Genomic DNA, 26010 nt, shown 5'->3' on the forward strand with positions numbered 1-26010 from the left:
CTTTTTTAATTATCATCAGCGACACCCAACCCGGGGTATTGCCCTTACTTTCACCGGAAACGTTTGCAAAGTTAAGAAAGCAATTGAAACGCTCTAATAATAATGCCAGAAACTACTATAATTTTGGTATAAACCCATTTCATCAAGGATTTCGAACAAACATCATAAATACATATTGCAGCAAACAGACGTACGATTTACTTGTTGATTAATAAAGTCGGCATTGATAAAGTAACTTCTGCCGGTTGATGCTATAACTAATCATTTATACAAGTGAGAGAAGAAAATATCAAAACAGCAGCCAGGGTATTACTTGGCGCGGGTTTAATAACTGCCGGAATCGGCCATCTAACTTTTGCCCGCAAGCCTTTCCAGGCACAGGTACCAGATTGGGTACCGCTAAAAAAAGACGATACCGTTGTATATTCGGGTTTCGTCGAAATTGCGCTGGGCACCGCACTGGTATTGGCTCCTGAAAAGCATCAGGCGTTGATTGGCAAAATTGCCGCAGGCTTATTTGTTGGCGTTTTCCCAGGGAATATAGCTCAGTACAAACATAAGCGCAGCGCATTCGGGCTTAATACAGACAGTAAGCGCCTGTTACGCTTATTTTTTCAGCCTATGCTTGTTTATTGGGCGTTAAAATCAACTCAAAGGCCATCGATTAATTTACAGAAAGCGCACTGATTTTTTTCACCACATCGATTAAACGACTGCTATAACCGTATTCATTATCATACCAACCCACCACTTTAACCAGATCACCAACAATTGAGGTTAATAGCGAATCGAATATGCAAGAATGAGGATTATCAATAATATCGATAGAAACAATGGGATCTTCTGTGAACTGAAGAAGACCTTTCAATTCATTTTCGGCAGCATATTTAAAAGCTGAATTAATTTCTTCGATGGTGGCTTTTTTCTTTAACAGACAGGTAAAATCGGTTAAAGATCCGTTTAAAACCGGAACCCTGATTCCTGCGCCACCCAAACGGCCATCTAATTCGGGAAAAATATGGGTGATGGCTTTTGCTGCGCCCGTTGTAGTAGGGATGATGGAAGATGAGGCTGCCCTTGCCCTACGCAAATCTTTGTGGTTGGCATCATGCAGATTCTGATCGCCGGTCATGGAGTGGATGGTCGTAATATAACCCTCTTCTACGCCCCAGTTATCGTTCAAAATTTTAATCATCGGGGCAATATTATTGGTTGTACAGCTTGCGTTCGACAATATTGTACTGGTTAAATCAATGTGATCGTCATTTACGCCCAATACTACCATCGGAATATCATCGGCAGCCGGGGCAGAAATCAGTACCTGTTTCGCACCTGAAGCAATATGTTTTTCGGCTGACGATCTGGTCAGGTTTCTGCCTGTACAGTCAATAACCAGATCAACACGCAATGCCGCCCATGGCAATTCATCAGCCGATGCAATTGCAAAAACCGGAATCGACAGGTCATCAATCGCCAGCACATCGGGCTTAGCAGAAACATGGCCTGCAAAAATACCATGAACACTATCATATTTAAACAAATGTGCCATTGTTCTGGCATCTGCCAGATCGTTAATGGCCACTACCTCAAAACCTTCGGCCATTGCCAAGCGTAAAAATGTTCTTCCTATTCTACCAAAACCATTTATTGCCAGCCTCATGATTATAAAAAATTAGAGCGCAAAATTAGTATTAATTTGCCATTATGAAAGTGGGTATGTCAGAAGATGGAGATGGGATGATAATAATAAGCAGCCAGGCAGCAACTACTTACATTCTGTTTAGGCAGAACCCGAAATTAACGACTTTTTCTTTTTTTGCAGGATTAAGGTAAGTAACGTATTAAACATTACACAAAGACCAATGATGAGAAAAATGAGCATAAAATTCCCAAAATGCTGGAGCACAATCGTAGATGCAATAATGGCAAGGTTAAATGCAGCAGTAGAAAGTACGATCCAGCTGGGCTTAAGTCCCAATCGCTCTAAACGATGATGGATATGGTTGCGGTCTCCTTTAAAAGGCGAACGCCCCTTTAGAATACGAATGGTAAATACCCTTAAAGAGTCGAAGATCGGTACAATGAGTATAGCTACTGCTATTGCAGGTGCCGAATAAAAGGCCGGTTTACTTCCCGGCGTAAATTTATTGAACTCGATAAACTTAATGGCCAGTGCAGCAGAAATAAGCCCGATAATAAGTGCGCCGGTATCGCCCATAAATATTTTGGCAGGAAACCAATTGTACTTTAAAAAGCCTGCAATAGCACCAGCAAGGGCAAAGGCAATAAATGCATAGGCAACCTCCCCCATCGATGAAAACAAAACGCCGAATATCAGACTTGTTAATATGCCAATTCCGCCCGCCAAACCATCTATGCCATCAATCAGATTAAAGGCATTATTTAGGAAAATAATCAACGCAATCGAAAAAAGACTTCCCCACAGCGGCACCATATCGCCTATGCCCAATACCCCGTACAAGCTTGTTAAACGAAAAGCACCAAAAAATACCAGAATAAAGGCTACTACAATTTGTAGCGTAAATTTTGTATTGGTGTTGGTGCCGTAAACATCGTCTTTTAGCCCAAGCGCCGAGAGGATGATACAGCTTGCGATTAAAAAATTGGCCTCTTTAAAATTGATTATGGCTGAAAAAAGCAGGATGCTCACCGTAAAGCTACCTACAATAGCCAGGCCACCTAAACGGGATATATTCCGTTTATGGCTTTTACGGTAAAGATCGTTTTTATCAAAAAGACCATATTTCAGCGAAGTATAAATTATACTTGGAATACTGATAACCACAATGGAAAAGGCCAGAATAAATATGGCTGTATAGAAGTAGTGTGGGTTTGTATTCAGAATATTCTTAAGCAAAACGTTATGACTTGGTAAACAAATATAAACAATGTACCCATAAAAATCAGTGTTGACAGATCTTTAACTTGACATAAATCAACGATATGGAAGAGGTCCTCAATAAAGATTAAAACTGGCTGATTTTGCTCAACTTTTTCCTCATCACAGCGAAAAGCGGATAAGGAATTTTATTTCTTTTAAGGGCCTTATAATCATTAACAAAGGCAGCTAACCTGCTCCTTAAAGAATGGTTACTTATACCACCTGTACGCATGTTTACCATTAAGATTGGCAAATATACCGCCAAGATTTTATGGGTAAAAAAGTATCTTAAGATTAATTCATAATCTGCGGCGGTACCTAAATCCAGGGCATAATCTCCATTTACCCCAAACAACGATCTTTTCAGATAAAGAGTGGGGTGAGCGGGCATCCAGCCTTTTTTAAGATCTGCATAGGTATTCTGTTTTGATTTCCACGTTCTGATAATGCTATTTGCGGTAGGATGGATGTAATTGAGGTCGCCATAAAGTCCATCTATCTCTGGCCGGTCGATAAAGGTTTTGGCTACAGCTGCCAGTACATGGGCATCAGCAAACAGATCATCGGCATTTAAAATCCCAACCACCTCTCCTGTTGCATTCCGGATTCCTTTATTTATGGCATCATATAAACCCTTATCTTTTTCTGAAACGAAGTAATCAATGACAGATCGGTTTTCCTGGATAATCTGCAATGTCCCGTCTGTCGAGCCTCCATCAATTACAATATATTCTATATCAGTATAGGTTTGTTCCTTTACAGAATTAAAACATTCCTGCAAATAGGTTTCTGCATTGTAAACAACTGTAATAAGGGATATTTTCATGATTAACCAGGATTTGCAGTGCTTTCAGGATCAAAAATCTAAACCCCGGTAAATATAAAAATTAAGGGACAATACGCAGAGATAATCTGTAGGAAAGCACTAAATAAAACAGCCTAAAGTTTACTCTTTTTTTCTGATCAGGAATATACCGAAAAGACTGGCAGCTGCACCAAAAAGCCAGGTTTGGTCGTCGAGGTCGCATTCCACCATCGTAAATATTCCCTCTCGTCCGTTAACAGTTGTTCCACCAACGCATAACAGCCCTACTGCATTTATAGTACCGAAACACACACTACAGGGTACAGTTGAGGCAGATGTCCAACTGCAATAATTACTAGAAAGTGATGCTGAAGAAGAACTACTATAAAGTTTAAGTCCTGCCAATTCAGTATAGCTAGTATAAACTTTATTATCAGGCAATAAACAGCCAGAAGCTGAACCCTGAGCAAAAGCAATTAAAGAGATTAACATAGTTACCAAAAAGATGCACAGTAATTTCATGTATCAGCAATAGGATACACGAATTTACTTTACTTACTAACTACAAACTACGTTCTTTTTGTTCAATTCTTAAAGTTGATATGGCAATAATTAGAAATTAATTTCTTAGCAGTATATCAGTTATTGCTAGACAATACTCAATATAATGAGTTGGGATTATTAAACATCCATCAGTTTAGATTTTTTTATTACGAAAAAGCCGTAAAAGCCACAAACAGCTAAAAGATAATACAAAGAGCTATCTAATGGCAAATTTTCGGCAGCACATTTTTGTTTAATTATGGTAACAGATCCACCTGTTGAAGCAACTGAGCCATCATTATTATAGGCAATGCAATTTTCTCTTGAGCCAGAAGTAGAGTGATCATAATAATACGTTCCACAAGCCAAACCTGAACTATCAGACCAGTTGCTCATGGAAGTTGGTGTGCCATTGAAAGACCTTACAGTATGAGAATATGGCGCATAATAAACATAACCAAGATCATTTGGATAAAATGTGGTATCACCATTAATAGCGCAACCTGTTATGTCAGCATAAGATTTAAAGCTACAGAACGAAAGAAATAAAATAATACAAATCGAATAATAAAACTTCATAAAAAACATATTTAGTATTTTTTATACTACAATATTTTGCAAATATTGTAAATTAAGAAGTCATAAACGCTATCTTAAAAGGGCAGGTTTTAAAAAAAGACATTAAACAAATAAATGAATAGGATTTAAATTAGAATAATTACACGAAAAAGATAGTTTAGATATGTTTAAAAGCATATTTTAGAAAATAAAAGGATTATAGCCTATAATTAAATTATTGACAATCATCACGAACAAAATGAACAGATCACGGAGATGCATACAACCTATTGATACTTTTATCCAATCAATAGGTCGCATTATTTGATAATTTAATTCAGTTGATAGGGATCAAAAAAATTGAATAAGTGAAAAAAAGATTTTTCATATCAATTTTCACTATAACTTTGAGTGCAATATAAATTAGCAATACATTTATTATAAATTTCGGATGCGTTTTTCTTTTCACTTAGCTCTTACATCTTTATCTTTTTTTTGGTGCATTACTAATACTTCTGCTTCAATACTGTTTTTTCAGTGCCTCCACCTCCTAAAGGCTGTTTAGTTGGATCAAGAATGCACACCCATTATTTACGTAATGTATATGTATACGATCCGAACAACTCCAATAATGTAAATGAATACCGTTACATCTTCGTATCTGAATATTCGGTTCCAAAATCATGTGTCAGTGGGAGATTTTTTTTTTCCGGACCTAGTCCAAATGGTTCCGGAATGGTCCAAATTGGTTGCGATTTAGATAAAACAGATTATGCTTCTAAAGTCCATAACCCATCTTAGGAAAATTTTACTGTGAATTGCCCTTTAGATGAAAGTATTTGGCTATTGTTATTATCATCAACAACATTTGTTATTTTATATTTTAGAAAACTAATAAAGCTGTTTTCACCAATTTAACATGATTTTATCAAAAGTATTGACCTCAGATAATTTTTATGAGATTATTATAAATTAAATAGATTATTTGCCTAAAACAATCTACGCCGAACGGTAAAATATCCAATCATTCCGATACTAAGCAAAAGTGCTGAAGTTTCATCATCAAGCGGACAATTAAGCGTACTGTAATCACTTTTAATACCTGGGTAATAGTCATTAGAACCTATAAAATAATAAACCTTACAAGGAATTTGTACTGCTGAAGGGCATTTTGTATCTACAGGTGTATAACCAGAATAATAGCCATAGTTATCTGCACCAGGATGAGAAAGACTTGAACCTGTATAGATATAACCATTATATAAACAGCCTGTTTGGCCAAAAGACCTGTTTATTCCGATTAAACAAATACATAAAAATGTTAAATAAAACTTTGACATACGGAATCAATAAAAAACAAAATTACCCCATATATGTAGTATAAAGAATACATAAAACATATTTATGTTGATTTTTATCAATTGAAAAAACCTAATGGATTTCAGGTTATAAATTGCTATAGCTTGCAAAAAATCAGATCAGACTAAACCATTGCCTGTGAGACACTATAAATGCAATTTTGAATCGGCTGAACGGAAAACATAACTTCTCACTTAAGAAAAAAAAAAGTTAATTTCTGTTGACTTCTCAATTTATTTCTTTTTTAAAACATCTTTAAGCCATATTTTTGCGTACGTGTCCAATCTTTTATTTACATTCTGAGCAAAACTATGACCCTAAGAAAAGCTATCTTAAAATTTCTTTGCATTCTATCTATCAGCATCACACTTGCAAGTTGTGCTGCCAGGAAAGAGCATAGTTTGTTTAACGCTCCCAGCGACATCGTTACCGACACCATTAAGCAGGTGTATGTAGTAAATGACCATGGCATTAGTGATGCCTATTATAAAATAAAAGTGAATGACCAATTGGCTGTCAGGAACCTGCAAAACAAGGAATTTGGCGCAACTGCGGCTGCCAACGGCAGTTCAATTGGTAACCAAACAGCAAGTGGGCCTATTGGTAATACGCTATCGTATCTGGTAGATGTAGATGGGACAGTAAATCTTCCCGCTATCGGAAAAGTGGAAGTATCGGGCCTTAGCAGAAGGGAAGCTGCCATTAAAATACAAGATTTATATGCCAAAAAATTGCTCCGCGATCCTATTATAGAACTCAGTGTCGTAAACTTAAAGGTTACTTTATTGGGCGAATTTAGCAAACAAGGAAATTTCTTACTGGAACGAGAAAACGCAACTTTAATCGATATTATTGGCGAAGCCGGCGGGATAAGCAAAACAGCAGACCCCAAAACCCTTAAGATTATCCGTGGTGATAGAAGCCGCCCGGAAATTATTTATGTCAATTTAAACGACATTAACAGCTTAGCCAGCAAAAAACTGGTGCTTCAGAACAATGATATTATTGTACTGCAACAAACCAAAAGTTCGGCATTAAGCGAAAAGCTAACAAGTGTGAACAATATTGTACAACCTTTGCTTGTAGTAGTTAACCTGGCTGTCTTAATCTTTACCCTAACCCGCTAATGAATCAAGCTACACCAACCGAAAACAGAAAGTTAGCCAGTCAGACCATCAACTACTGGAAAATCGTATTGATTTTTTTAAGCAGGTGGTATTGGGTAGCCGGAACGGTATTGATCAGTTTTGTACTGGCTTGGTTATACGTGCGGAGCATCACTCCTATCTATATCACTTCTGCTGCGCTAAAGTTAGATGACGACCAACAGCAACAAATAAGCTCACTTCCCGGCTCACCGGTAAATTATAATCCTTTTAATCAAAACAAGATCCAGACAGAAGGCATTATCATGCGTTCGGAAGATGTGATTTTAAACGCATTGAAGAATCTGGATTATAAAATCAGTTACTTTTTGGAAGGCAGGATACGTGAAACCGAACTTTACCCCAAACAACCTTTTCAGATTGATATTCTTAGCCAGGATTCTGTTAATTTTAGCAGGGCTACCTATTTTGTTAAACCTGTAAACCACTCAACCTTTGAGCTATCCAGTAGCGATGATAACAAAAAAAGTGTAACAAAATACCTTTACGGGCAGGCGATAAATGCCGGTAATATGATATTTACCATTAAAACCGAAATCCCTGCCAACGCGAAGTACAGTTTCAAATTTAACGGAGTCAGAGATTTATATGGCAGGGCTGCAGGTGGATTAAATGTGTTTGAACAGGAGAAAAATACCAACATTATGGGTGTCACCCATACCGATAGCAATCCGGTTTTTTCTGCTAATATACTCAACGAGATTATTAAACAATATGTTAAGAATGATGCTACGCTAAAAAAAAGATCGGCCAAACAAACCATAGATTATCTGGATAGCCAGATTGAATTTTTAGATGCACAGGTGCATCAGGCGGGGAATAAGCTCTCTAGTTTTCAAAGTGACAATAAACTCATCGATCCCAATACGGATAAGCAATTGGGAAGTGCTAAACTGAGCAATTTACAAAACCAGGTTGCAGAATTGCAACTGCAGGAATTGGGCATCCAGCAGTTAGAAAACCAGGTTAAAAACAATAGGGACCGGATACAACTTAACTTAAATTTAGAAGGTACAAACAATACACTGCTAACAGGTTTAATTACACAGCTCAACGGCCTCATCATCAACAGGGAAAATAAATTACAGAATTTTAATGCTGATGCCCAGCCCGTTCAGGATATTAACCGCCAGATCAGTGAAGTAAAACAGGCCATTGCAACCAATATCCGTTTGTTACATGAGCGAAATCAAAAAACCATTAACTACCTCAAGGGGCAAATTGGACAAGCCAGTAATGCTTTAACCAGCATTCCTGCCAAACAGAATGATTTTGCCAAGCTGCAAAGTAATTTCGACATCAACCAACGCATGTTTTCGATGCTGTTTGAAAGAAAACTGTCTGCGCAGATTAGCGCCGCAGCCGTGGTTTCAGGTGCTACCATCATCAGCGTTGCACAGCCTTCGTTTTTTCCTATTTCTCCTGTGCCAAAGAAAATTTATTCTTCCTATCTCTTTATGGGCTTATTTACCGGTCTTGGTTTAATCCTATTGGTTAGAATATTAAATCCTTACCTGTATGACATTGAAACAATAGAAGGCTTAACAACAACACCTATTATAGGGATAATTTTAAAATATCCTAAAAAAGTGCAACCAGGGGAAAGTGTTTTATCGATTGAACGCCCTAAATCTATATTTGCCGAATCGGTCAGGTCTGTAAGGACAAACTTGAGTTTTATGGCCAGCGATCAGGATACCAAGGTAATTTGCATTACTTCTGAAGTTTCAGGAGAAGGAAAATCATTTGTGAGCTTAAATCTGGCTGGTACCTTATCAATTATCGATAAAAAGGTGATTTTAATTGCAGCAGATTTGCGGAAATCGAAACTTCACCATGCCTTTGGTTCCGACAACCATATAGGTTTAAGTAATTATCTGTCCAGACAGGCTGATTTATCAGATATTATATTTAAGGATGAACGGCACAATATTGATTATATTACTTCTGGCCCGGTACCTCCAAATCCATCAGAACTGCTCCACCATAAATCGATGACAACACTGATCGCCACACTTAGGGAAAGTTACGAGTATATTATTATTGATACTGCTCCGGTTGGTCTGGTTTCAGATTCTATACCACTCATCAGAAAGGCTGATATCAATCTTTTCATTATCCGTTCAGGCGTTTCCAAATTCAGGGCAGCCACCATTCCCGATCGCTTATCAAAAGAATACGGCCTCAGTAATATTGCCATTATCCTAAATTCATTTGGGGATGAAAAATTACATGCCAATATTTATACCACCAACTATGCGCATAGCAATAGCGGAACATATTATTATTCCAACTATACAGGATACGGAAAAAGCGGCTATTATAATGATGAGAAAAAATGGTGGGAATTTTGGAAGAAAAAAGAGTAGATAGCGAATGTTGTAGATCATTTTACAGCTACAAAAGCACAAAACAAAAAGATTCAGGATAAGGTTAAGCCAAATGATAGATCAAAATTACAGATGGTATCCGGTTTATACACATTCAAGAGCAGAAAAAAAGGCTAATGAAGAACTGAACAGAAAAGGAATCCAAACTTATTTACCACTTAAAAAGGCAGTTAAACAATGGAGCGACCGTAAAAAAATCGTTGAAGAGCCCTTGATTAAATCTTATCTATTTGCGTATATTTCGGCTAAAGAATATGCAGAAGTTTTGATGACCAATGGTGTAGCCAGGTTTATTTATTTCTCAAACCGGATCGCTTCCATTCCCGATCAACAAATTTATGACCTTAAGCTCTTGCTCGCTACAGATGCCGATCTGGAACTTATAGATTATGATGTTAAACCAGGGGAGAGCGTATTAATTAAGGCGGGACCTTTTAAGGGAATTAAGGCAGAATTGGTGTCTGTACATAATAAGCAACGTATTATTTTACGTTTACAAGATATGGGCTATTCGATCAATATTAACACATCAATAGCTTTTATAGAGCCGATTTAGTGACGGAAAATGTAAAAGGGAAGATAACAAACAATGCCTTAGTGGCACATAAATGCTGATGCACAATGCTTCAGCTTATTGAACAATAAAAAATTGATCGGTCATTTTTAAAAAAATAATGTGACTGAGGAGGCGAAGCTGTATCCGGTGCAGAATAAAACAGCCTAAATTTCAGATAAAGAATGTGTCGTATAGCAGGCATCATCAATAGTAAAAAACCGTTCGCAAAAGTTAGTCAGCAGGTAAAAGCCATGTGCGATAGCATGCAACACGGCGGACCTGATGACCAGGGCATTTATTCCATTGAAAACATGCCTTTGTGTTTAGGTAACCGCAGATTGGCTATTTTAGATCTGAGTGCTGCCGGGCATCAGCCAATGTTAAGCCATAAAGAGGACCTGGTGATTACCTACAACGGCGAAATTTATAATTATCTAGAGATTAGGACCGAATTAATCAATTTAGGTTATATATTTAAAACACAAACAGATACAGAAGTAATTCTTTACGCGTACCAGCACTGGGGAGAAGCAGCATTCGGAAAATTTGATGGTATTTTTGCATTTTGTATTTTCAATAAAAGAGAACAATGTGTTTACCTGGTTCGTGATCAAAATGGAATAAAGCCACTTTACTACCATTTCGATCACGAAACTTTAACTTTTGCCTCAGAAGTTAAGGCTTTCAGGCATGCTGATATCTTTCATGAAAATGATCATTGGCGGATTTATTATCTAGCCTTCGGGCATATTCCAGAACCTTACACCACCTTTAAAAAGGTATACAGTTTAGGTAAAGGCTGTTTTCTGAAATATAATATCAGAAGCACGGAACATTTTATTCAATCGTACCATGAGTTTGAAAACAAAGTTTATATCACCAGTGAAAACCTGGCTATAGCAAGAATCCGCGAACAGCTTGGTTATTCGATCAAACAACAAATGATTGCTGATGTAGATATAGGTGTATTATTCAGTGGCGGTATTGATTCGAGTATCATTACCATAGTGGCCAATCAACATAACCGCAGCCACTTATCAAGCATTTCGGCTAATTTTAACGAAATAGATTTTTCTGAAAAAAAACAACGGAACAACCTGCTTCAGAAAATAAATATTCAAAGCATTGAACAGCTGATTACCTATCGCGATTTCGTACAAAATTTCGAAACTGTTTTAGCCAACATGGACCAACCTACAAATGACGGGATTAATACCTGGTTTGTGTGCAAAACAGCAAAAGCGCATGGAATAAAAGTAGTGCTTTCCGGTTTAGGTGCCGATGAACTTTTCGGGGGCTATCCTTCATTTGACCGGATATATAAAATACAAAATCTGAATGGGCTGAGTAAAAGTGTTTTACGAAGTATGCGTTTCTCTAATCATATCAAGTTGAAAAGGTTATACTACCTCAGTTTAACTTCTCCCATTGGCGAATATCTGTGTTTGAGAGGGGTTTATTCTCCCGATGTAATTGCCGAATTACTAGATATTGATATGAGAACAGTTATCGATTGTCTGGAAGATATCCCCCTTCACCATGGTATCAAAAAAATCAGTAATGAAACCCGGGCAAGCTGGTTTGAGTTTAACATGTACATGCAAAATCAGCTATTAAAGGATACCGATTTCATGAGCATGAGCCATGGCGTTGAAGTAAGGGTTCCATTTCTGGACCGTAATTTTGTTGACCTGGTTCTCTCCATCTCAACAGAAGTTAAATTTAATTACGAACAGAAAAAAAAACTCCTGGTAGAGGCCTATAAAGAGGATCTTCCGGTAGAAACATGGAAAAGATCTAAGATGGGATTTACCTTTCCCTTTCAGGAATGGATGAGAAAAAACCGCGAGATTGCGGATCCGTCCCGATATGCAAACAAACGGGCGAAATCGCTCATACAACTTTTTGGAAAAAACAAATTGCACTGGAGTTCAGCCTTGGCCTTATATAGAATCTATCATGCCAATTAAGGTGTTATTTTTAACGCTTAAAACTTTTAGTCTTACCGGTGGCATCGAGAAGGTTTGCAGAAGCTTGTGCCGTGTGTTGTACGATTTGAGTGAGGAAGACCTTCTGCAGTCGACAGTCTATTCCATGTATGACAAAAATACCGACCGCGATTCCAGGTACCTGAGCAAAAAGCAATTCGAGGGTTTTAATGGCAACAGAGAACGATTTGTAATACAATCTTTTTTAAGTGGGTTAAAAGCAGATGTAATTTTGCTAAGTCATATCCATTTGATCAATATTGTCTATTTCATCAAAAAAATACATCCTCATAAAAGAATCTATTTATTGGCCCATGGGATAGAGATTTGGAAAAAGCTTTCAGATGCCAAGCTTAAGATGTTAAATCAGTTGGATAAAATTATTTGTGTAAGCCATTTCACGGCAAATAAGATTATGGAAATGCATCACATTCCGGTATCCCAACTTGAGATATTAAATAATTGCCTCGATCCTTTTTACCATCTGCCCAGCCATTTCGATAAACCACAGATTTTATTGGACCGCTATCATTTAAATCATGATAATACCGTGTTATTCTCCCTATCCCGGTTGTCTTCTTCAGAGAAGTACAAAGGATACGACCATACCATCGAACTGCTGCCTCAACTATTGGAGAAATACCCGAACCTGGTTTACCTTTTGGGTGGCAAATGGGATACTGTAGAAAAGAAACGTTTAGATGATTTAATTGCTGTAAACCACCTGCAGAAACACATCAGGCTGATTGGTTTTATTGATGAGGCTGAACTTACCGAACACTTTTTACTGTCTGACATTTTTATCCTCCCGAGTAAAAAAGAAGGATTTGGAATTGTATTTATCGAAGCCATGGCCAGTGGCCTTAGGGTAATTGCGGGGAATAAAGATGGCAGTGCAGATGCGCTTAAAAATGGGTCGCTTGGTTTATTAGTTGATCCTGATGATCAGGAAGGCATACTAAATGGTATATCTCGGTTGCTAAAACATGACCAGACCAATAAAGAGAAAAAAAATCTTCAGGAAGAATGTATGCAAGCATTTGGATATAAACAGTACTTAAACTCCATCCGAAACCTGCTGCTTGATGAACAAATCAGTTCCAATCAGATTTAATTTGACTAATGGTGTTGGTTAGCGTTTAGAGAACCAGGTAAAGAAACAAAGGCATGAAAACAACAAAAAAGACATCATCACGGTGATATTATGGTTAAAGAAGAGCACGAGTGGACCATTGAGGCAGATTCCTCTTTATTTGATCTAAAGCTAACTGAAGTTTGGGCCTACCGCGACCTGTTGGTGCTATTGGTCAGAAGAGATTTTGTTTCATTTTACAAACAGACCATTTTAGGCCCGCTTTGGTTTTTTATTCAACCTTTGTTTACCACCATCATTTTTACCTTTATTTTTGGCAATCTGGCGGGTATCTCAACGGATAGTTTACCGAAGCCTTTATTTTATATGGCTGGCATCACCGCCTGGAATTATTTTGCAGATTGTTTGACCAAAACCTCATCAGTTTTTAAGGATAATGCAGCCATTTTTGGAAAGGTATATTTCCCAAGATTAATTATGCCACTTAGTATTGTGGTCAGCAATTTGGTAAGGTTTGGGGTACAGATGGCCTTATTTCTGATTTTAATGGCCTATTATTATATTTCTGGTGCTCATTTTGGAATCAGCTGGGCCATCTGTCTCTTCCCTATCATTGTCATATTAATGGCTTTACTGGGTTTAGGCGCCGGAATGATCATCTCTGCCATGACCACCAAATACAGGGATCTGGCTTTTCTGATCACTTTTGGTGTACAGTTGTTGATGTACGCTACGACGGTGATTTACCCCCTCTCGGAAGCGATCAAAAAATATCCGGCATATGCCTGGATCATTGAATATAACCCGATGACGCCGATTATCGAAACATTCCGCTATGGTTTTCTGGGTGAAGGAAGTTTTAGCTGGTTTAGCTTAGGCTACGCCACAATGGTAACCATAGTTTTGTTGTTGTTTGGCACTTTGGTATTTAATAAGGTAGAACGGAATTTTGTAGATACGGTATAAGTTACTGCATATGTGTGTTGCCCACCCCATATAATCTGAATATATTTAAATGTCAGACATTGCCATTAAAGTAGAAAATTTAAGTAAAGCCTATCAACTTGGGCAAATCGGAACCGGCACCATCAGTCGCGATCTGGAACGATGGTATGCACGCATCAGGGGAAAAGAAGATCCTTTCTTGCGTATTGGTGAAAGCAATGATCAAAATACCAAAAGTGAAAGCGATGTAGTATGGAGCTTAAAAGATATCAATTTTGAAATCGAACAAGGAGATGCGGTTGGAATTATCGGCAGAAATGGGGCCGGCAAAAGCACTTTGCTTAAAATACTCAGTAAGGTGACCGCGCCTACTACCGGTAAGATATCTGGCCGTGGCCGCATAGCCAGTTTGTTAGAAGTAGGCACAGGCTTCCATCCCGAGTTGAGCGGCCGGGAAAACATCTTTTTAAATGGCGCCATTTTGGGCATGCGCAAAAAAGAAATCCAGCGCAAACTGGATGAAATTGTAGATTTTGCCGGGATAGAAAGATATCTGGATACGCCGGTAAAAAGATACAGCTCAGGCATGTATGTTCGTTTAGCATTTGCTGTTGCTGCACATCTGGAAAGTGAGATACTGATTGTAGATGAGGTACTTGCCGTGGGAGATGCCGAGTTTCAGAAAAAATGTTTGGGCAAAATGGGCGAAGTGAGTAAGGGGGAAGGAAGGACTGTGCTTTTTGTGAGCCATAATATGGATTCGATAAACAGGCTTTGTAAGAATGCACTTCTATTATCAAAAGGTGAAAATGTAGGCATTGGAAAAACCTCAGATATCATAAAAAAATATAATGATAGTGATGCAATTAGAAACGAGTGTTATTTTAAGAATCAGTATATCAAATATTTAAAAATTGATCAGATTGAGGATAATGTTATTTTAGAATGTAAATATGAAAATTGTGCTGAGTTTTTCTTCCCCTGCTTAGGTTTCGTTGTAAATGACGCTAATAATCATAAAATTTTTGGTACCAACCCTAAATTACAGCCACCTCAACAAGCCATCATAAAATCAGACAAAGGAATATTACGGGTATTAATTACAAACCCAAAACTGCTAAATGGGACTTATAATATTTCGATTTGGTTTGGAGATGGAACTACGGATTATTTTTTTGAAGAAAACATACTATCTTTTGAAATCTTGAATATGGTCAGGTACGCAGAAGATACAAGCGCTTCTGATAACGGCCCAATTGCGCCGGAAGTAAAGTGGCATCAAATACTCCATTAAATTTTAATAATCATGTATTTTTCTTGTATAGTTACTTGTTACAACCGTGAAAAGGAAATAGCCAGGTCTATACAAAGTATTCTTGATCAAACCTTCCAAAATTTTGAAATCTTACTTATCGATGATTGTTCTACTGATCATAGTGTAAAAATTGTAGAAAGTTTTAATAGTTCGAAAATTAGGATAATCCATCACGAGTTTAATAAAGGTCAAAACGCGGCACTAAATACCGGAGTGAATAACGCTAGCTATGATTTTCTGGCTTTTTTGGACAGTGATGATACTTGGTTGCCAAATTATTTGCAGGAAATGCAACAAACATATCTTAAACATCCAGATGCTGCGTTTGCTTATTGTAGCCTTGTAAATGGACCTATTTGGACTTTGGAGGGGGCAGATAAATATCCAGATATATTAAATCAAGGCTTCTTATCCTCAATGATCAGTATTACAGCCAGGAAAAGTGTTGTTAAGGGTATAAATGGATTTGATTTGAGATACAAAATTTGCCAGGATGATGATTTTTGCTTTCGACTGGCCAAGAATCATTCATTTAAAGTCATCAAAAAACAACTGGCGCATGTACATGGAGCAACAAACTCAATGACCAAAAATCAAACTGAAGTTGCAAAAGGATGGGATTTCTTATTTGATGATTATAAAAAAGATATTTTAGTTTTTTGTGGCGCAAGAACTTATGCCCGCCATATGCTGAATGTTTCTATGCAATATTTTAATTGCAATGAAATGATAGCGGGGTTTAAATGTTACGTTAAAGGTGTCTATTTTTTTTTAAGGCCGTCAAATAATTTATTTCCTTTTACAGTCAAGGAGTTTTTCGTTATTAACAAGAAATTGTTCTCAATATTTTTAAGAAAAATTAAACGCATATTTATAAAGTAAAATGATTGAAAAAGTATTTTTTCAAGAAATTCAACTCGCTATTATTATAAGAGCCAACTACAAAAAGCAAGGCATCTCCTTTTTTACACCAGGTGATTTTTCTCAACAATTAGGCTATATGAACAGGCCGGAGGGATATATTATTGATCCACATGTTCACAATTTGGTCGAAAGAAAAGTTACCTTAACTCAAGAGGTTCTATACATTAAATCAGGAAAAGTTAGAGTAGATTTTTATAATGATGAGCAAGATTATTTAGAAAGCCGGATTGTAGAAACCGGCGATGTAATCTTATTAGCCTCAGGGGGACATGGTTTCGAAATGCTGGAGAATACCGAAATGATCGAAATTAAACAAGGCCCCTATTGTGGTGATGAGGATAAAGTTAGATTTGATCATCCACCTGAAAAAATAAACCTTACTTCAAATAAAAATGAACCAGAATTTTAACCTATATAGTCAATATTATGATCTTTTATACCAGGATAAAGATTATGGGGCAGAAGCTGATTATCTTCATCAATTAATCAATCGATATCGTCCTAAAAGTACAAGTATTTTAGAATTAGGATCTGGAACAGGCAAACATGCTAATTTGCTGGCTGAGAAAAACTATAATATACTTGGTCTAGAGCGGAGTGCTGAAATGGTTGAAATTGCTAATAGGACAAAGACTAAAAATGTTGATTTTAAAATAGCAGATATTACTGAATTTCAGACAAATCAATCTTTTGATGTAGCTGTATCACTTTTCCATGTGATCAGCTATCTTACCGATAACCAAAGTTTAATTAATACATTTAAGAATGTTCATCGGCATTTAAATGAAAACGGGCTTTTTATTTTTGATGTCTGGCACAGTTCAGCAGTAAATTTTCAGGTACCAGAAAAACGCACCAAAACGCTTCAGAACGAAGTGATTCAGGTTACCAGGCATGCAAATCCTATTATTGATACCGAACAGAATATAGTAGAGGTAAATTATACCATAAAGGTGAAGGACTTAGAAGATGGCACAACGTTTCATATTGAAGAATCGCATCCTATGCGCCATTTTTCTAAACCAGAAATCGAATTATTGGCTTATGCCACCGGATTTGAAGTAATTCATAAAGAGGAGTTTTTGACCAAAGCCATTCCTTCTGCAGAAACCTGGGGCGTATGTTACATTTTAAAAAAATTATCATGAATCCAATCCCTGTTAATACGCCCCTACTTAACGGCAATGAGTTAAAATATCTAACCGAATGTATTGAAACCGGCTGGATTAGTAGTGAAGGACCTTTTATCAGTAAATTCGAAGATAAACTTAGCGCTTACATCGGCCGTGATTATGGCGTGGCCGTGAGCAATGGTTCTGCCGCACTGGATATTGCGATTAAAGCTTTAAACATTGGTCCTGGCGACGAGGTTATAATGCCCACTTTCACAATTATCTCTCCAGCGCAATCTGTTGTTACTGCCGGTGCGCTACCTATATTGGTAGATAGTGACCCCTTAACCTGGAATATGGATGTTACACAGATTGAGGCTAAAATAACTTCCAGAACCAAAGCCATTTTAGTGGTCCATATTTATGGACTACCAGTAGATATGGATCCGGTAATTGAAATAGCTAAAAAACATAAACTTAAAATAATCGAAGATGCAGCAGAAATGCATGGCCAAACCTACAAGGGTAAAATGTGCGGCAGTTTCGGCGACATCAGCATTTTTAGTTTTTACCCGAATAAACACATTACTACGGGAGAAGGTGGCATGCTGCTATGTAACGATAAAGAACTAGCCGAAAGGTGCAAAAGACTTCGCAACCTTTGCTTTGAGCCAAACGGCCCTCGTTTCGTACATCATGAAATTGGCTGGAACTACCGGATGACCAACCTACAAGCAGCATTAGGTTTGGCCCAACTCGAACAGATAGACAGTTTTATCGAAAAGAAAAGAGGAATAGGCATAACTTATCAGAAAGGCCTTTCAGTTTTAAAAGATAAAGGTTACCAGTTACCTACGGAAAAAACTGACTTTAGCGGGAATATTTATTGGGTTTTTGGCCTGGTGGCACCAAGCGAAACTGAAAAGAAAAACATGGTTGCATATTTAGCCCAACACCAAATTGGTACAAGACCATTTTTCTGGTGTATGCATGAGCAACCCGTGTTTCAGAAAATGGGGTTATTTAAAGATGAGAGATATCCAGTGGCGGAGAAATTGGCTAGAAATGGTTTCTATTTGCCTAGTGGATTAGGATTAACCCAAAATGAGCTAGATTGTATTGTAAATATCATCAATGAAAAAACCATTTAAAATAGGCATTTGGATTAATGAAGACGATTTACCCGAAATTGGTGGAGGCTTCTCCTATACAGACCGACTTATAAAGGGCATTAATCTTAAAGAATTCGATGAAAGGCTTAAGATAGTTTTTATTGGCTTCAATTTAAAAGGAAAATTTAATAAAGAGGCAATAAGCATTCCTTTCAACGAAAGCTATTTTCAGAAAAAAAAAGTCAACTTTTATCACAAGTTCTTTTCCTTGAATTTGGAGCGAAAAGACATCAGTAAGAATTATCTAAATGCCATATCACTCTTAAAAAGCAATGATATTCAATTGATTTTTTATACCAATCCATATATTGCACTCAACAATTTCCCTTATATATGTATCAATTGGGACTTAGGTCATAAAAGCACATTTTCTTTTCCTGAACTTACAATGAATGGCGAATTTATAAAGAGAGATACTTACTTTAATAAAGTATTGAACGAAGCGTTAATTGTTTGTTGTGAATCTGATAAGGGCAAAGAAGAGCTTACTACGTACTTCAACATCAACCCCGATAGGATCAGAATACTTCCAATGTTTCCAGGCAGAATTGTGGATCCCGAAATAGAAATGCTAAAGCCAGAATGGATAACTTCAGATACTTTATTTTTTCTCTATCCAGCACAATTCTGGTCACATAAAAATCATTACAACCTTATAAATGGATTTAAGTTGTTTTGCGCAATATCTAAATATACAAAATACAAGTTAGTGCTTACAGGCAGTGATAAAGGGAACTTGAATTACATTAAAAATTTTATAACCGAAAGTGGTCTAGAGCACAATATTATTATCCCCGGCTTTATCAAAAATGAAGAGCTAAAATGGCTATATAAAAATGCTGAAGGATTGGTTTTTCCTTCATTTTTAGGACCAACAAATATGCCTCTTTTAGAAGCTCTAAGTTTAGGTTGTCCGATTGCTTGTTCAAACTTAACAGGCCATGCAGAGCTTTTGGGATCGACTGCTTTATATTTCGACCCAACGAATGAATTTGAAATCTTCAATGCCATGCTTTCTATGACTAAAGGAAAAAAGAAACCTAGCCCAGGGAAATCCAACATTGATCAAGAATTACAAATTCTTGAATCGATATTTATTGACAGTATCCCTATTAGAAAAACTTGGGGACAATTTGATAAAATAAAATAATGGTTATGAATGAACATAAGATATACTGTTCTATCATCATTCCTACACTAAATTCACAATTAACCTTAAGGGATTGCCTTAAAAGCGTTTTTGATCAAAGCTTTAAAGATTTCGAAGTTATCATTGTTGATGGAAATTCTTCAGATCAAACGATAAGTATAATAAACTCGTATCGAAATAAAAAAATAATAATCCATAAAGCAAAAAGCACCGGAATTTATAACGCTATGAACGAAGGTATAGCCATAGCAAATGGCAAATGGTTATATTTTCTTGGGAGCGACGACAAATTATGCAATAATAATGTTCTACAGATTATTTATAATGTTACATCTGAAACCAATATAAAGATGGTCTATGGAAATGTTATTGGATCTGCATCAAAGAAGACTATAAAATCTCCCAATAAGCTATCATTAATTCGTACTGGATTTCATCATCAGGCTTTTTTTTATAAAGGAGAATTATTTTCTAAAAAACATGGGTATCGTAGTATTTTTAAAGTTTCGGCTGATTATTATTTCACATTAACTGAACTATTAAAGAGAAAAACGAGCTACATTTATGTTGATGCTATGATTTGTGAATATGGAGAAAAAGGATTTAGTGCAACAAATGTTGATTATTTCTTTTTCTCAAAACATTATTCTATTATTAAAGATGCGACAAAAGAATTTCCAAACGTGGATTTTAATCCTGAAATAATGACATCAATAAATTGTTGCTTATATCTAGCAAAAAAAAAAGAGCATACTTTTAGTGCGTGGAGGGAGTTTATTATATGTTTAAATGCTGCAAAAATCTCCTTTAAAGAAAAACAAAGTCTAACATTGAGGATGGCAAAAAATACGATTAAATTTTGGTGACATCTTTAGGGGTTTCAGTTATTATATGTTGCTATAATAGTAGTTCGCGAATTGGCCCTACATTAAAACACTTAGCTTTGCAGGAATTTGATAGGGTCATAGACTGGGAAATTATACTTGTCGATAATACTTCTGCTGATGGTACTGCTGAGAAAGCCCGGTTATTCTGGAAAAGCTTTAATAATAATTATATTAATAAGCTAAAGGTAGTTTACGAATCAACTCAGGGACTCAGCTACGCCCGGGAAAAGGGTATTTTAGAAGCCAATTATGATTTCCTGCTATTCTGCGATGATGATAATTGGCTATGTCCAACCTATATACAAACAGTTTTCGACTTAATGTCAACCCATGATTCCATAGCTGCATTAGGAGGTTGTGGGACAGCCTTTTTTGAAATAGTTCCTCCAGAGTTTGTGCGATTAAACCCAGGACCATATGCCGTAGGTCCACAATCAGAAAATGACGGTTATTTATCTCCTCTGCATACGCTTTATGGAGCAGGAACATCTTATAGAAAATCGGCATTAGCCAAACTAAGATCGAACGGATTTAATTTTTATCTGTCTGGTCGCTTGGGAAACAAATTGCTAAATGGAGAAGACCGGGAATTGAATTTCGCGCTCACGCTGCTCGGTTTTAAATCGTATTATTGCTCAAAGCTAACTTTTACTCATTTTATCAATGCCGAGAGAAGCACTACCAAATATTATTTTGAAAACTTAAAAGGGAATTCTTATAGCTTTTATATTTTGCATGCTTATTATCTAACAGTTTTGCAAAAGTTTCAGGGCAGAGGCAGAATTAAAATCAGCTTTATTTGGAATTTCCTTTCCTATAATATCATCAGTTTGAAAAATCTGTTCTCTCAGAATTACTTGCCAACGAGCAAAAAGATACAATTTTGGTTTTTAACAAATAAGCATTGGATAAAAAACCTGCGTACCTATCTTTCTGTCAGAGAAACTCTATCAAATCAAATCAAGTCTTAGTGAAAATTTACTTTCTTATACCTGAACATCCTGATCTGTATGATGACGGCAGCATTACGCTTGCAGAAGGATTAAGGGAAATGGGTATAGAATTTTATGCCAACCGGAATTACTGGAAAATAAATAACTACGGCGAATACTTATTTAATTTTCATCATGCATTAGATAAAAATGAATTCGATGTGATCATCTTATCAGATGCCTGGACCCAATATATACATTATAAAACATTTAAACACTATAGAATAGAATTACCCAAGTGGTTATTTTGTTCGACAAGAAGCTACAAGACCGTTTATATTGACAAAATGGACGGTTATAAAACATTTGGTTATTCTGATGAGGCTAGAAAATTTGATTATATTTTGCGATGCCAAAAAAACAACAAGACATTTAATCATAGCAATATACATCCCTGGGCCTTAGGCTATCAAAAAAGAATTATTCAAGAAAGGTTGGGTATACCTATTCAAGAAAAAAAATTAGAAATTGCGGTGAACTTTTATTTTAGTCACCAGTTTTCCCATCAAATAAGAGCATTTGCGGAGAAAAACATCCTAAAAAAATTCAAGTCAATCCCACTAAATAGATTTCAAAACAAAAAAGAAGAGCCACAAAATGGCTTTAGTAGTATGATGTGGCATCAAACACTAGAAAAACACAATCCTGAATATTATCACCATATCGAAAGAACCTTAATCAATGCGGCATTTTGTGGAGAAATGATTGCTGGTTTGCCAGATGATCCTTCAGTATATCTTATTGGGGGCAATAAGGCAAAATTGAAAAAAATACTATATGAAACGTTATCCTTTTTACTGGCTAAAAAGAAAAGAATAATCCAGTGGGATAGCTGGAGATTTTGGGAAACCTTAGTCTTAGGATCTGTTCCTATGCACGTAGATCTAGAAAAATATGGCGTAGAACTACCGGTAATGCCAAATAATTGGGAGCATTACATCGGCATTGATCTCGACCATATTAAAAGGGATGTGGAAAGGATATTAGATGACCAGGAAATTATTTATAGAATAGCTGCTAATGGGAAGCCATGGGCCGAAGAAAATTATTCTCCTTTAGCATCTGCGAGAAGGTTTATTAACTTATTATCAACTTAATGTACCCACTTAAAAACTACCTAGCATTTGCCAATAACTTTTGGTCGTATCATAGCTTTTTTGTTTTACGTTATGCACGCACCAGACCTTTAAACGGCAAAGGATTAATAACAAGATTTTTGAGAAAAATGTTTCCCCTGCTCATTCTTAAATCAAATAAATTTTATGGTTTAAAACTAGTTATCAATCCTGCCAATTTTTCTCATGTTAGGATTACTGATGAATTCTTTTTTGAAAATGTTTATAATTTGGAACTATTACCATTTAGACCCGACTGCATAGTAGATTGTGGCGCACATATTGGAATGTTTACACTCTTAAGCAAAGGTAAATATTCGGATATTCCTATTTACATATTTGAGCCGAACGCTGAAAATATTTCGTATATTAAAAAACAAATCAGCCTAAACAATCTTTCATTAACAACTCTTGAAGAATCTGCTGTATCTAACTATTCCGGAACTGCACTATTTGAAGCTTCTGAACTGTCGTTTGGCGGCCATTTATCTAATGATGCAAATAGCCATACTAAAACAGAGGTAAACGTAATTAATTTAAAAAAATACCTACAAAAAATTAATGCTCAAAAACTATTAATTAAAATCGACATTGAAGGAGAAGAAGAAAATGTCATCCCTCACATTATAACCAGTTTACCTCAACAAACCGCCATATATTTTGAGTATCATTATGGTTTAGAAAAATTCAATAAAATCAAATCAATTTTTGAGGAAAACGGCTTTGTAGTTAAGGTTAATAGAGTTGTAGACCATAAATATGTAGACGCTTTATCCATTCGTAATTAATTGAAAAACTACCCCAAAATATTATTTATTGCAGACGAGATTCCACAATCGATCAACGCTAGCTCTATTCAATTTTATAGGCTATTTAAAAATTACCCTTCAGACAGATTGATTGTTTTCGGCAAGAAACCGGATCCCAAGGCCAAAACGTTAAACTGCCCATATTATGAACTAAAATATGTATTTCTAGAGCGTTTACGTTTGTCAAGGTTTACATCCTTATTATCAGACCTGCAAGCCATGGAATTTCTGGCGCCTATGTTGCCCCAAAGTTTGGTAGAAGTGGCCAATGCCTTCAAGCCAGACTTAGTAGTAAGTCTAATGCAACACCTAACCTATTACTATCCAGCCTATCGATTTGCAAAAAAGGAAAAACTCCCTTTCATCTTATTTTGCCACGATGACGTAGAAGAGTTTTCAAGGATACATGGAGGATTTAAAAGAAAGTTGTTACAACTTAATGGTCAAATCTATAGATCGGCATCCAAACGGATTTGCATTAGTCCGGAAATGGCTATCCAATGGAAGGCCAAATACGGTGCCGATGGTGATTTCCTATATCCTGTCGCGTCTAGCACGTTGACGGCCAAAGAGATCGATCTTGATAGCCTGATGCCCAAAAAAGAGCTCAAAATAGGCTATGCAGGTTCATTGGCTTACGGATATAAAGAGGGCATTGATGAAATAAAACCGATACTTCAGAAAACGGGTACCGTGCTAAAAATATATAGGGATGAAAATAATTTGCTACCGGCGTCAGAAAATTTGGAATATGCCGGTTTCTCTAGAACCGCAGAAGAAACTTTTGAAAGAATAAAAAATGAATGTGATGCAGTTATCCTTCCCTACTCTTCAGAGCAACGTTTCAAAGCACTTTACAGCACGCACTTTCCGAGCAAAATTGCAGAGTATGTTTTGTTAGGGATGCCCGTTATCATAACAGGTCCTGATTATGCCAATGGTCTAAAATGGGCGAAAACAAAAAAAGGTATTTTTTTTGGCAACTCGTCTTCTTTACCTGATATTTTAACAGATCTAAAGCAGAATGTATCCAAGCTAAAAAAAACACTGGTAGCTTTGAGAGACATCAAAGATTTTAACCATAATCAGATCAAAAGCAAATTTCTGAAGCTCATTGATGAAGCCAGAAAAACGGATTAGCATGATGACTGCTCAAGGGATTTCATCATATTATCGTTAACAGCTAGCTATTTTATTTTAAATTAACAACTTCATTTTAGCTATCTACACTTTATTGATTAGGTAGATATTCTACTCTATCTACTTACTTTGTAGAGGTATAAAGATAATTTTATCAAAAAATCGCTCACAAAAACCAGATGGTCGTTGCTATTTCCTTAATTATTCCAACCCTCAATAGAAGGCAAGCGTTACATCGAACGATAGAGAGCATCTCGGTTCAAGAATACCAACCAGATGAGATTTTGATTATAGATGCCTCGACTCATTTTGTGAATGAAAGTTATACTTTTAAACAGCTTTTCCCTAATTTAAAAAGCAACATCTTGCACCTACCCGCCCGGCAAAAAGGGTCTGCCAAGCAACGCAATTACGGAGTGGAAATAGCAAAAAACGAGATCATCGGATTTGCTGATGACGATATCCTTCTAGAGAAAAAATGTATTGAAAATTTATATCGAGGTTTAACGGAAAATGAAAGTTGTGGAGGGATAAATGCCATTATTAGCAACCAGTCGTTCAGTCCATTGGGAATGATCAGTAAAATGGTATATTGGACAATGGGGATCAATACCAACGAAACTTTATACGGAAAATGCGTAGGTCCGGTGATTACGTTTTTGCCAGCATATCTACAGGAGGTTGATGTGATAAAGGTCGATTGGCTAAATACCACCTGCACATTATATCGCAAAGAGGCATTGCCAAATCCGGTGTTCGACGAGCATTTTACAGGCTATTCATTAATGGAAGATTTAGCGCTTTCGCTAAGGGTTGGCCAAAACTGGACCTTGCTTAATTCGCCACGCGCAGTAATTTATCATGATAGTCAACCTGGTGAAGAAAAAAATAACCTCCTTATTATGGGAGAAATGGATTTAGTAAATAGATACTACATTATGAAATACATTTTGCATCATAGTTCGTTTAAACATAAATTACAGTTGTTATTGCAGCAAGTTTTCAGTGGGATAGCCACAAAGCAGATTTTTAAGCTGACATATTGGAAAGCAAAAATGAATGCACTCCAAAAAATACGATCGCTTTAAC

General features: G+C 36.5%; 25 protein-coding genes. 19 read left to right on the plus strand and 6 right to left on the minus strand.

Going from position 1 to position 26010, the window contains the following annotated elements; all coding sequences use genetic code 11:
• The first annotated feature begins 273 nt into the window (after positions 1 to 273).
• Complete coding sequence (locus QZ738_RS18965) at positions 274 to 687, plus strand: hypothetical protein (RefSeq protein ID WP_293789498.1); 414 nt, start codon at positions 274 to 276, stop codon at positions 685 to 687.
• Here the strand turns inward: QZ738_RS18965 and gap are convergent.
• From gap to QZ738_RS18995, 6 genes are all read right to left on the minus strand, one after another.
• Positions 665 to 1660 carry a type I glyceraldehyde-3-phosphate dehydrogenase gene (gene gap / locus QZ738_RS18970; protein WP_293789499.1) on the minus strand — a complete coding sequence of 332 codons (996 nt, stop codon included), beginning with the start codon at positions 1658 to 1660 and terminating at the stop codon, positions 665 to 667. The two genes, QZ738_RS18965 and gap, sit on opposite strands and share 23 nt — an antisense overlap.
• 120 nt (positions 1661 to 1780) lie before the next feature.
• A complete protein-coding gene (locus tag QZ738_RS18975) occupies positions 1781 to 2878 on the minus strand; it encodes an MraY family glycosyltransferase (RefSeq protein WP_293789501.1) in 1098 nt (365 codons plus the stop codon).
• 109 nt (positions 2879 to 2987) lie between these two features.
• On the minus strand, positions 2988 to 3728 hold the full coding sequence (locus QZ738_RS18980) for a glycosyltransferase family 2 protein (RefSeq protein WP_293789503.1): 741 nt from the start codon (positions 3726 to 3728) through the stop codon (positions 2988 to 2990).
• Between the two features lie 120 nt (positions 3729 to 3848).
• Positions 3849 to 4229 (minus strand): hypothetical protein, encoded by a 381-nt coding sequence (locus QZ738_RS18985; RefSeq protein WP_293789505.1) that lies wholly within the window; start codon positions 4227 to 4229, stop codon positions 3849 to 3851.
• Between the two features lie 159 nt (positions 4230 to 4388).
• Positions 4389 to 4829 carry a hypothetical protein gene (locus tag QZ738_RS18990; RefSeq protein WP_293789507.1) on the minus strand — a complete coding sequence of 147 codons (441 nt, stop codon included), beginning with the start codon at positions 4827 to 4829 and terminating at the stop codon, positions 4389 to 4391.
• Between the two features lie 968 nt (positions 4830 to 5797).
• Positions 5798 to 6148, minus strand: a complete 351-nt coding sequence (locus QZ738_RS18995; RefSeq protein ID WP_293789508.1) for a hypothetical protein — start codon at positions 6146 to 6148, stop codon at positions 5798 to 5800.
• 330 nt (positions 6149 to 6478) lie between these two features.
• On the opposite strand from QZ738_RS18995, the gene QZ738_RS19000 reads away from it, so the two are divergent.
• The 18 genes from QZ738_RS19000 (at position 6479) to QZ738_RS19085 (ending at position 26009) form a co-directional block, all read left to right on the plus strand.
• Positions 6479 to 7294 carry a polysaccharide biosynthesis/export family protein gene (locus tag QZ738_RS19000; RefSeq protein ID WP_293789510.1) on the plus strand — a complete coding sequence of 272 codons (816 nt, stop codon included), beginning with the start codon at positions 6479 to 6481 and terminating at the stop codon, positions 7292 to 7294.
• Entirely contained in the window at positions 7294 to 9702 is a 2409-nt protein-coding gene (locus tag QZ738_RS19005) for a tyrosine-protein kinase family protein (protein WP_293789512.1), read from the plus strand. The genes QZ738_RS19000 and QZ738_RS19005 overlap by 1 nt, the downstream gene beginning before the upstream one ends.
• A 73-nt stretch (positions 9703 to 9775) precedes the next feature.
• Positions 9776 to 10279 (plus strand): UpxY family transcription antiterminator, encoded by a 504-nt coding sequence (locus QZ738_RS19010; RefSeq protein WP_293789513.1) that lies wholly within the window; start codon positions 9776 to 9778, stop codon positions 10277 to 10279.
• A gap of 182 nt (positions 10280 to 10461) precedes the next feature.
• Complete coding sequence (gene asnB / locus QZ738_RS19015; protein WP_293789515.1) at positions 10462 to 12249, plus strand: asparagine synthase (glutamine-hydrolyzing); 1788 nt, start codon at positions 10462 to 10464, stop codon at positions 12247 to 12249.
• Positions 12239 to 13381: a glycosyltransferase family 4 protein gene (locus tag QZ738_RS19020; protein ID WP_293789517.1), complete on the plus strand. Its 1143-nt coding sequence runs from the start codon at positions 12239 to 12241 to the stop codon at positions 13379 to 13381. Before asnB ends, QZ738_RS19020 begins: the two co-directional genes overlap by 11 nt.
• A 90-nt stretch (positions 13382 to 13471) precedes the next feature.
• A complete protein-coding gene (locus QZ738_RS19025) occupies positions 13472 to 14326 on the plus strand; it encodes an ABC transporter permease (protein WP_293789518.1) in 855 nt (284 codons plus the stop codon).
• Positions 14327 to 14375: 49 nt separating this feature from the next.
• A complete protein-coding gene (locus QZ738_RS19030; protein WP_293789520.1) occupies positions 14376 to 15599 on the plus strand; it encodes an ABC transporter ATP-binding protein in 1224 nt (407 codons plus the stop codon).
• A 12-nt stretch (positions 15600 to 15611) separates the two neighbouring features.
• Positions 15612 to 16502 carry a glycosyltransferase family 2 protein gene (locus QZ738_RS19035; protein ID WP_293789521.1) on the plus strand — a complete coding sequence of 297 codons (891 nt, stop codon included), beginning with the start codon at positions 15612 to 15614 and terminating at the stop codon, positions 16500 to 16502.
• 1 nt (position 16503) lies between these two features.
• Entirely contained in the window at positions 16504 to 16953 is a 450-nt protein-coding gene (locus QZ738_RS19040) for a hypothetical protein (protein WP_293789523.1), read from the plus strand.
• Positions 16937 to 17692, plus strand: coding sequence for a class I SAM-dependent methyltransferase (locus QZ738_RS19045; protein WP_293789525.1), 756 nt, complete (start codon positions 16937 to 16939; stop codon positions 17690 to 17692). Before QZ738_RS19040 ends, QZ738_RS19045 begins: the two co-directional genes overlap by 17 nt.
• Positions 17689 to 18807, plus strand: coding sequence for a DegT/DnrJ/EryC1/StrS aminotransferase family protein (locus tag QZ738_RS19050; RefSeq protein WP_293789527.1), 1119 nt, complete (start codon positions 17689 to 17691; stop codon positions 18805 to 18807). The genes QZ738_RS19045 and QZ738_RS19050 overlap by 4 nt, the downstream gene beginning before the upstream one ends.
• Positions 18791 to 19978, plus strand: a complete 1188-nt coding sequence (locus QZ738_RS19055; RefSeq protein WP_293789528.1) for a glycosyltransferase — start codon at positions 18791 to 18793, stop codon at positions 19976 to 19978. Before QZ738_RS19050 ends, QZ738_RS19055 begins: the two co-directional genes overlap by 17 nt.
• A gap of 5 nt (positions 19979 to 19983) precedes the next feature.
• Positions 19984 to 20844 (plus strand): glycosyltransferase, encoded by an 861-nt coding sequence (locus QZ738_RS19060; RefSeq protein ID WP_293789530.1) that lies wholly within the window; start codon positions 19984 to 19986, stop codon positions 20842 to 20844.
• A complete protein-coding gene (locus tag QZ738_RS19065; RefSeq protein ID WP_293789532.1) occupies positions 20841 to 21836 on the plus strand; it encodes a glycosyltransferase family A protein in 996 nt (331 codons plus the stop codon). The genes QZ738_RS19060 and QZ738_RS19065 overlap by 4 nt, the downstream gene beginning before the upstream one ends.
• Entirely contained in the window at positions 21836 to 22954 is a 1119-nt protein-coding gene (locus tag QZ738_RS19070; protein ID WP_293789534.1) for a hypothetical protein, read from the plus strand. Before QZ738_RS19065 ends, QZ738_RS19070 begins: the two co-directional genes overlap by 1 nt.
• Positions 22954 to 23760, plus strand: coding sequence for an FkbM family methyltransferase (locus tag QZ738_RS19075; protein ID WP_293789536.1), 807 nt, complete (start codon positions 22954 to 22956; stop codon positions 23758 to 23760). Before QZ738_RS19070 ends, QZ738_RS19075 begins: the two co-directional genes overlap by 1 nt.
• Complete coding sequence (locus tag QZ738_RS19080) at positions 23761 to 24921, plus strand: glycosyltransferase (protein ID WP_293789538.1); 1161 nt, start codon at positions 23761 to 23763, stop codon at positions 24919 to 24921. It begins immediately after the preceding gene.
• 179 nt (positions 24922 to 25100) lie between these two features.
• Positions 25101 to 26009, plus strand: a complete 909-nt coding sequence (locus tag QZ738_RS19085; RefSeq protein ID WP_293789540.1) for a glycosyltransferase — start codon at positions 25101 to 25103, stop codon at positions 26007 to 26009.
• Position 26010: the final 1 nt, after the last annotated feature.

Source organism: uncultured Pedobacter sp. (assembly GCF_913776295.1).
GTDB lineage: Bacteria > Bacteroidota > Bacteroidia > Sphingobacteriales > Sphingobacteriaceae > Pedobacter.